The organism is Mesorhizobium carmichaelinearum, from assembly GCF_900199455.1.
GTDB classification, from domain to species: Bacteria; Pseudomonadota; Alphaproteobacteria; order Rhizobiales; family Rhizobiaceae; genus Mesorhizobium; species Mesorhizobium carmichaelinearum.
This window is the reverse complement of record NZ_FZQR01000045.1, coordinates 20751-29526: the sequence shown is the minus strand read 5'-3', so window position 1 is coordinate 29526 and position 8776 is coordinate 20751. Positions and strand designations below refer to the sequence as shown.

Genomic DNA, 8776 nt, shown 5'->3' with positions numbered 1-8776 from the left:
GCGACATCGGCCGCCGCCCAAAGGGCGTCGTTGCAATACCCGTCTCCATTTTTTCCTTCGCCTTTCAATCAGGCAAAAGAAACCTGCTCGCCGAATCGACGCCAAAGACTCTTGACAGTGATTCGCGGAAATGAGATTCTCGGATTGCTAGATACGAGAAGGGCTTCCGCGACGGTGACGTTCGGGGGCCTTTTTCTTTTGCGGTTCTACTCCTGCTTCGATTTCCTGTTTGCCCAGTCGGCGTAGAGATCATCCAATCGCGCTGTCAGATATGCGCCGAAGCCCTCATCGACGCCGGCTGTCTTAAGGGACAGGGTGTAGGCGTTGCCGTTGTCCTTAATCTTCGCCGCAATCGTGCCATGGTTCGGCTTCCACTCGATGACTTTCTGTTCCCGCCTAGGCTTCTTCGAAACCTCTGCCAAAACCAGCATGAAGCGCTCATCCGAGCTTAAGGCTCCGAACTCGGGATCCTGGATGACATTACGGGCAGTTTCCATCACCTTGGGTTCGGAAATCTTTTCGGCGAGTTCCATCCACCTGCGGCGGCCCATTGAGGGGGCCGCACCGACGGCTTTGACGATATCGCCAGGGATACCTTTTGCGACAGAAAGCAGCTTTGACAGCTCTGTTTTGTCGGTCGAGAGCGCCTGCATGATAACATCCCGACCAAAGCCGTGGTTTTCGAGGCTCGTTGCGAAAAGGGATCGCTCGATGTACGAGAGATCCTTTCTAGCGCTGTTCTCGATACCTTGCGCGACAACAAGCTCGTTATTAGTCAAGGTCCTGACTACCGCCCTCACCTTCCGCTTCATCAGTCGGACGGCGCGAAGTCTGCGGTGGCCATAGGCGACCTGATAGCGGCCTTCGATATCGGGATGCTGCCTCACCAAAATCGGCACTTCTTGCCCATTTTCCTCGATCGACCTCACCAGGTCATCGGTCGAGGCCAACTCATCGTCCAAGCGATCTCGCACGAACGAGCTGTCGATGAGCCCAGGGTCCAGTTCAACGACCTTTTCGCCTGCCTTCAAGGCCTCCTGCAATTCACGGGCTTCCTGGTCCATTCGGTCGAGGGCAAGCCCCATCGTCCTTACTGGACCCGCTAACACGCGATTCTCGTCACCCTGCCCCAAGATGTTGGCCGCGGCCAACTCGCGTGAGGTATCGGCAAAGATCCCCGTCAGTTTGTCGCGTCTGCTCATGTCCGTCCCCAGACTCTCTTGACGCCATCCAGGATTTCTCCGTTAACGGCGTCTAGGGATTCGAGAGCTCGGTCGAATGTCGATCGCCGAACTTGTCCCCTTTCGATTTCGTAGAGTGTCTGCTTTGTGAGCCCCGCATCGGCGATTGCCGTAGATTTCAGGACGGTCGCCGCCAGAACTTCGTTGCCAAACAAACTTCGCAACAGAGCCACGATTTGTGCCTGCGGACCGTCATGCGGCTCGTGGCGCGTGATGACGTACCGGATGAAATCGTGGTTCAGGTCCCCACCCGCCTTCCGGACAACTGACAGCAGATCCGATGTCATCAGCAGAAACTGGCTCATTGATGCCACGTCCACCATCTGCGGGTGAATTGTGATCAACAGACTGGTTGCTGCACACACAGCACCTAGCGTCAGGTAACCGAGCTGCGGAGGGCAGTCCACTATCATGATATCGTAGTCAGCCTCGACTTCGGCCAAGGCGATACCGACGCGCCTGAAGAAGATTTCGCTGCTGCCTGTTTTCCGCCCCATCAAAGCGGTTGGGGTCTCGTGCTCGAATTCCATCAGTTCGAGGTTTCCCGGGACCAGGTCGAGGCCCGCGAAGTACGTCTTGCGGATGATGTCCTTGAGCGGCCTACGTTTCTCGTCATAACGTATTGCGCCGTAGAGCGTGTCGCCTTCCGCGAGATCGAATTCCGGCTGAACGCCAAGCATTGATGACAAAGAAGCCTGCGGATCGAGATCGACGGCAAGGACACGATATCCCTGCAGCGCAAGGTATTGTGCCAGGTAGATCGATGTCGTCGTTTTTGCACTGCCCCCTTTGAAATTCGCAACCGCGATCGTCTGAAGCCTCTCGCCTCCCCGTCGCCAAGGAAGATATGTGATGGCGTCCTTCGGTTTGGCGGATGCCATGTATTTCCGAAGGTCGTTGATCTGTTCGAGGGTGTATGAGCGTCTTCCTGTTGGCGACAATGCCGGCATAGGGCCTTTGCCGTCGAGCGACAGCTGTCGAAGATAGCCATCTGACACTCCGACGAGGTGAGCCGCTTCGCCCGAGGTGAATGTCTTGAGCATTTTTTGGGAAGATGGTGGGAATAAGCGCTCCCGGAGCAACTGCAACTGCATAGACAGCTGCCGCGCGTGGTGCGAAATTCGCGCATCGGAAGAAACAGCCGTAGATACGTTTTGATTCTGCAACATCGATTTCCCCTTTCGATGCGCTTTTTACATCGAATTTGCTAAAAATCCGTATCGACAGTGACATGATTCGGTAACCCTGCCAAGAAACCTTCTGAATCAGGAGCTTGGGGGCGACAGATCCCGCAAAGCCGGCCATGGGCGATTGTTACCCTGAGTGTGTCGTTCGTTCGCTTCCGGCTGCAAATCGGAAGAGTTGGCCGCGGCCAACTTGCTCGTCTCTCGCATAGCTCGTGGAGTGGGTGTCGCGGCCAGTGGTCAACGCGGCACCAGGTGACACATGCTCACAACCCAGTGTTTTTCATCGTCGCGTCACCCGGATGTCGTGGTCGGTCCAGCGCATCGGTGGGCCCGCGCGGAAAATGAAAATCGTCAAGCGGCAACGTTCACGCCGAGCTGTTCCACCGTGCCTTGGGCAATGGCCGCAATCAACGTCGTCGCAATATGTCGACCGCGCCGCCATTTTCATACGCCCTCAGCCCAGCGCTCGATCCTGCTGTGGCTGCTCTGTCTTTCGGGCGACCCCTCGGTGATCCCGCAACTTAAGTCGGAAGGGTCAAAGCGGGCGATGGAGACTTCCGTACCCTCGACGAGGAAGCGGCCGGGGAAGTCGGCGACATCGAAGGCAATTGTCTGCTCATCCGCTACGCTATCGCCGACTCCCCATCCTTATGGTCGAGAACGCCGTTAGCGTTCTGCCGCTCCTGACCCGCGACGGAGGCCGCTACGGCACCTATTTTCATCGTTGAAACTGAGTGGCTGAGCCGCCCATCGGTCAGGGAAGAAAGGGCCTTCGTGCTATAGACCGCTCGCCTTGGTGAGATTGACACGGAACCGATCGCGCCGGCGCTGGTATTTGCGAGTCATCTCCGCGGATGCGTGGCCGAGCTGCTTCTGCACATAGCGCTCATCGACCTCGGCCGAGGAGGCGAGGCCGGCACGCAGTGAATGCCCCGAAAACTTTTGACCGCGTTCGCCTTCCGACAAATCGCCACGCACGCCGGCGGCCAAAGCCGTCCGCTTCACGAGGCGAGCGACTTCTTGGTCGTTGAGGCGATCCGCACCGACGGCTTTGCCCTGGCCGGTGACACGACGAAACAACGGACCATGCACGATACGGGCCAGTTTCAGCCATGTCTGCAGGGCGACGACCGGGCAGGTGGCGTCGGACGAGCCGCGGCCGACCTCGACCTCGCGCCAGCCGGTTTTCCCCCGTAAATTCACCAGCACGCCCTTGTCCGGGAAAAATTCGATCCAGCCGCTGCCGTCTTCAGTCTGATCGCGGCCGACATCGAGGCCGACGATTTCGGAGCGCCGCAGGCCGCCCGCGAAGCCCAGGAGCAGCATGGCGCGGTCGCGCAAGCCCCGCAGCGTACCGCGGTCGAGGGTCTCCAGCATGGCGATCAGATCGTCGCGCAGCACGGCTTCCTTCTGCCGGGGAGGGGAGGCGTGTTTGTTGCGGATCCCGGCCAGCACGGTGGCGATATGGCGATCCTTGCGATCGAGCGGCTGCCCGCGTTGCGTATAGTTCCACGTCAAGGACGACAGGCGGCGCTCAATCGTCGACACCGACTTTTTGCCTGCTCCTCGCTCCGAGGCCTGCGCCGTGATGTAGAGCCCGACGATCTGCGGGTCCGGAGGCAGCGGCTCAAAAGACTGGCGACGGCACCAGGCGCAAAAATGCTTCCAGTCCGATGCATAGGCGCGACGTGTGTTGGCTGAGCTCGCCGCCTCGACATAATCGCGGGCTCGGTCCGCCAAGCGCTCGAGGTGGCCAGGCAACCGGTCTTGTTCCTTTGCTCCAACCGGCAGGGGAGGGGAGGGGGCTCCCTCTTCGCCACCGCGCAGTTCATACGGCGTCGGATGGCCCATCTCCATCACGAGATCGACAATGTCCGGCAAGTCGCCCGCATCGGCCGGATCGGTGTGCTTCATCAAATGGCGGGCATTGCCCATCAAAATCTCGTCTGTGGTAATGTCATGGCGGCGCGATTCTCTACATCCTAGCCTGAGACCAACGGACTGATTTGTCCACCGCAGGATGGCCGGTAGGATCGGGGTACCGAACTCACCCATGTCTTTGTTCGGCTCGACTCAGCCACGCCACGAAGAAGGCAGTCCTGGAAGGTGGTTGAGGCGAGGACAAGTGCATTTTCGGTGACCGATATCGATAGCCGCATTGCTTAACGAACGGGCGCCAGGATGGGGGTTAGACGTGCGCATCCGGTTGAGGCGGTAGTAGTCTCGTGGGGAGGAAAGCGAAGAATTCACGGCCTCCGTCATGCAAGATCCACCACAGCCTTTGCGAGAGCGCCTAGGCTCTTCACCTCCACGCCATCCTTGAGAGGGAAGCTTTCGGCACCGGGATAGACGACGAGGCGACGCGCCGGATTGACGTCCTCGCAAGCCAGGTGGAAGCCCTTTTCAACCTTCGGCGCCAGACTGCGCTTGATCTCGATCGCCCAAGGACGTTTGCCGGGCGCAGCCAGAAGGAGGTCGATTTCGGCGCCGGCGGCGGTCCGATAGAAACTGGCCACTGTACGCGCAGGCGCTACGGAGAGAAGATTTTCGATGACGTAGCTCTCCCAGCTGGCCCCGACAACGGGGTGCCCGGAAAGGCCATTGAGATCTTCGATGCCCAACAGCGCGTGCACGATGCCGCTGTCGCGCACATAGACTTTTGGCGACTTTACAAGTCTCTTGCCGGTATTGGCGTGATATGGAAGAAGCCTTCGCACCAGGAGAAGATCGACGAGAAGATCGACGTAGGATGTCACGGTCGGTGCGCTGACGGCCAGGCCGGACGCCAGCCGCGAAGCGTTCAAGAGACCAGCCTGATTGTGGGCGAGCATGGTCCAGAGCCGCTCCAGCGTCTGTGCGGGAATACGTGGTCCGAATTGCGGGACATCGCGTTCGAGGTAGGTTCGAATGAAGCTGCGCCGGAACGCCAGGCTGTCGGCATCGGAGGCTGCCAAAAAGCTGTCCGGAAACCCGCCGCGCAGCCAAAGGCGCTCGGTGTCCGTTGCTCCAACTTCCAGGACATCGAGCGGCGTCATCTCGACATATTCGATACGGCCGGCAAGGCTTTCGCCGGATTGGCGGAGCAGGTCCATCGATGCGGAGCCCAGCAGCAGGAACCTGCCGCTGCGGCGTCCCCGGCGGCGGCCCTGATCGATCAAGCCGCGCAGTTCCTGGAACAAGTCCGGCACACGGTGGATCTCGTCGAGAATGACCAGCCGATCTTCGTAGGCCTTGAGAAAGAGGACGGGATCCGAGAGCTTGTTTCGATCCTCGCGCGACTCCAAATCGAGGTAAAGCGCACCGGTCTCCCCGCCGACTTCCAATGCGAGGGTCGTCTTGCCGACCTGTCTCGGGCCGATCAAAGCGACAGCCGCCTGTCGTCCGAGCGCTTGCCTGACCAACGGTAGGACTCTGCGAGAAATCATCCTCGCAAATTACAAACTTCACTTTCATTTTGCAAGGACCCTCGGACGCCCATTTTGCTGCTGCGGACGAAAATAGGGCGGGGGCCTTGCTTCCTACAACCGGCTCGCCTTGGTAAGAATGACACGAAATCGGTTGGGCCGCCGCTGGTACTTTCGCGTCATTTTCGCCGCGGCGTGGCCGAGCTGTTTTTGCACAATAGCGCTCGTCAACCTCGGCCGAGGAGGCGGGCGCGCAGCGAATGCCCGGAAAACTTTTGACGGCGCCTGCTATCCGACAGATCACCGCGGACGCCGCAGCAAGGGCCACGCGTCCGACCAGGGCGCGCAACCTCCGCTGTCTTACAGTATGGCGTCTCAGCCAGTGAATCGGAAATCGTGAGACTGCGTGACAACCGGCGTGAATGCCTTTCAGCGAAGCAAGTGCCTGCAAATCAATGGTTTGGGGGACACAGGCGCGGACGGCATGCACGCAGTCTCATGAAAACCGATTCAAAAATCAAAAATGGCGGCACCTCGCACGGGGTTCCGGCCCGCTGAAACAGGCCCAAAAATCCCGAATCATCTGGCCGCACAAGCATGCGCGAGATGTCGCCCGGAGGCCCGATCGGCCTGAATTTCGGCGTCCTGCTCGACCTGTCCGGAGGCTGGGCGCGGGCCCGATAGTCAGGCGAATTCGGCCACACGCGGGAAAACTTCCTCGTGGTTTCAAAGCGCTAGCCATGCGATCGAGCGGGGTTTGATGAGCCTCCCAGCAATTGCGGGCAGCGGACAGCGAGTGAAGCGACCTTGCGGAAAGGGCAAAAAAGCGCTAGAGTTGGCCTGCGATGCAATGACCCGTGGTCGTTGCCATCGGCTTGGGCCGGCAGCTGGGAGCCGCCGACCTGAAAAGGCCCGACGACCTGCCGAAGCTTGGCGATTGTCGGCGGCTTGGCTCCCAGACGAAATTCTCAGCATTTCCGGTCGAAAAGCGCGTCCCTGAGCCGGCTTAGGGATTTTTTTCAAAACGACCGATAATGCAACATTATCGTTCATTATATCCACACGACAGGCTGTGCGTTTTCGAGCGAATATCATGGCGCGAAGCGCACGGGCGCTTTACCCTCCGAACCATGATTCGTCTCGATCCCGCGACGGCCAGCTCCGCTGCGCCGCCTGCCGTCCCGGCCTGGGCGCTCGCAAACGCCAGCGCGCCGAGCGACGCTGACGCCGCCTTCAATGCCGGCGCCGCCCTGGCTTCGCTCGACGGCCTCGCCCGCGCGCAGCCTAGCTGGGCCGGCGCTTGGCGCCAGCGGCTGGCGCTGAAATGCGCCGCCGCCAATATGCGACTCGCCGGCCGCACCGAAGACGAAGCCGCTCTGCGCGACGCCTGGCACCTGCGCACGCCAGGTGCAGACCCTGGGCCCGCCGGCACGATCTTTGGTGCCTGGCGACAGCTGGCCATGCAGCCGCCAGTTGCCACCCCCGAGCGGCTAGAAAGGATCGTCGACCAGCTTGGCCTTCATTGGGACCGTGCCGCGGTCGCCGACCTTTGCACGCAGATCGACGACCTGGCGCGCTCGCGGCGGCCGGCGCCTTTCGCCGCCGCGGCGATCGCCGCCCGCGTCGTCGCCATGCATCCCGATGCCGAGCTTTTGGCCTGGTGGCTCGCCGACCTGGTGCTGGCGCAAAGCCTGCGCTGGCCGCGACCGCTGCCGCTCCTGATGGCGCAAGCCTTTGGCCCGTCCTTCCGCGCCGAGGCCGGCGGCCGCAAGCGCGTCCGACCCGGGGAAGAAGGCTTTGAGCGGGCGGTCTGCGGCGCGCTTGTTCAAGCGGCAGCCGATGCCTGCCGGCTGGCCGTCGAATTGTCGCGCCGTGCCGAGAAACTTCTGACAGTGGCGCCGAAATTGCGCGCCAAGGGTGCCGGCGAGGTGATCTTCCTGCTGCTCAACGAAGACGCCGTCTCCGGATCGCTGACGATGAAGGATCTGTCGCGCTTTGCATCGCGGCGGCTGTTCGAGCGGCTGCAGCAACTGGAGGCCGTGCGCGAGCTCTCCGGCCGTCCCACGTTCCGATTGTTTGGACTCTAGCGATGAGCGAAGCCCCTGCCCGCCACAAGCCGAACGATCAGCCGGCGCTGCTTGACACCGAACTCGATCACCTGCCGCCAGAACTGCGCTGGCGCGAGTGGATGGGCCGGGTGGAGGCGGTGATCTTTGCGGCCAGCGAACCGGTGACACGTAGTGTCCTCGCGCGGGTGGTGGGAAGAGACTGCAATCTCGAGCTGATCATCGATGACATCCGCGCCGAGCTCGTCGGCCGCCCCTACGAGCTGGTGTCGGTCGCCGGCGGCTGGCAGCACCGGACCAAAAAGGTTTTTGGCGACATCATCCACGCCGCATTCGGGACAGCCCCGGGGCAGGGGACAAAAGAACTGTCGCAGGCGGAGGCACTCGTGCTGATGTGCATTGCCTATTTCCAGCCGATCACGCGTGGCGAGCTGTCGAGCTTTTTCGGCAAGGAGGTGTCGCGCGATCTGATCGGTGTGCTGCGCGCGCAGGACCTCATCGCCTCAGGGCCGCGCAGCCCGAAGCCGGGCGCACCCTACACCTATGTGACGACCAAAAATTTCCTGTCGCAGTTCGGGCTCGACACGCTGCGCCAGCTGCCGGATTTCGAGGCGCTCGAGGATGCCGGGCTGCTGTCGAAGGAGAAACTGCTGGCCGGGGATATACCGACCGGTCTAGTCCGGGGGGAAGGCGACGGCGAAGAGGGCGAGCCAACGATTGGCGTCGTTGAGGATGAGGCGCTCTGAACTGATCGGAAATCGGATTGCTTACGACAGCTAGCAACTCAGGGCCACGATGACTGATCGTTCGGCAGCCGGTGATCGGGATCATGGACCGCGACCTTGTCGCCTTCGACAAGGTTGCTGAAAAGATCACTA

Annotated in this window: 6 protein-coding genes and 1 pseudogene; 2 read left to right on the top strand and 5 right to left on the bottom strand. The window is 60.9% G+C overall.

Features of this window, described 5'->3' with window-relative positions:
* Positions 1-206: 206 nt before the first annotated feature.
* From repB to CKW40_RS44970, 5 genes and pseudogenes are all read right to left on the bottom strand, one after another.
* Positions 207-1202, bottom strand: coding sequence for a plasmid partitioning protein RepB (gene repB / locus CKW40_RS38775; RefSeq protein WP_095204928.1), 996 nt, complete (start codon positions 1200-1202; stop codon positions 207-209).
* The gene (gene repA, locus CKW40_RS38770; protein WP_095204929.1) at positions 1199-2407 is read right to left on the bottom strand and encodes a plasmid partitioning protein RepA; all 1209 of its coding nucleotides are present in this window, start codon (positions 2405-2407) and stop codon (positions 1199-1201) included. Before repA ends, repB begins: the two co-directional genes overlap by 4 nt.
* Before the next feature lie 798 nt (positions 2408-3205).
* Positions 3206-4363 (bottom strand): site-specific integrase, encoded by a 1158-nt coding sequence (locus tag CKW40_RS38765; protein WP_095204927.1) that lies wholly within the window; start codon positions 4361-4363, stop codon positions 3206-3208.
* Positions 4364-4686: 323 nt separating this feature from the next.
* On the bottom strand, positions 4687-5790 hold the full coding sequence (locus CKW40_RS38760) for an ATP-binding protein (RefSeq protein WP_439331034.1): 1104 nt from the start codon (positions 5788-5790) through the stop codon (positions 4687-4689).
* A gap of 156 nt (positions 5791-5946) precedes the next feature.
* Positions 5947-6185: pseudogene (locus tag CKW40_RS44970) on the bottom strand (integrase); the annotation flags it as partial.
* A gap of 777 nt (positions 6186-6962) precedes the next feature.
* Here CKW40_RS44970 and CKW40_RS38750 point away from each other — a divergent pair.
* Together CKW40_RS38750 and scpB are read left to right on the top strand one after the other, a co-directional pair.
* On the top strand, positions 6963-7919 hold the full coding sequence (locus CKW40_RS38750; RefSeq protein ID WP_095204925.1) for a DUF1403 family protein: 957 nt from the start codon (positions 6963-6965) through the stop codon (positions 7917-7919).
* Positions 7920-7921: 2 nt separating this feature from the next.
* On the top strand, positions 7922-8644 hold the full coding sequence (gene scpB, locus CKW40_RS38745) for an SMC-Scp complex subunit ScpB (protein ID WP_095204924.1): 723 nt from the start codon (positions 7922-7924) through the stop codon (positions 8642-8644).
* Positions 8645-8776: the final 132 nt, after the last annotated feature.

Bases quoted from the DNA above. Each gene is read 5' to 3' on its own strand.
- repB (WP_095204928.1), bottom strand. From the start codon at position 1,202: ATGAGCAGACGCGACAAACTGACGGGGATCTTTGCCGATACCTCACGC.
- CKW40_RS38765 (WP_095204927.1), bottom strand. From the start codon at position 4,363: ATGGGCAATGCCCGCCATTTGATGAAGCACACCGATCCGGCCGATGCG.
- CKW40_RS38750 (WP_095204925.1), top strand. From the start codon at position 6,963: ATGATTCGTCTCGATCCCGCGACGGCCAGCTCCGCTGCGCCGCCTGCC.
- scpB (WP_095204924.1), top strand. From the start codon at position 7,922: ATGAGCGAAGCCCCTGCCCGCCACAAGCCGAACGATCAGCCGGCGCTG.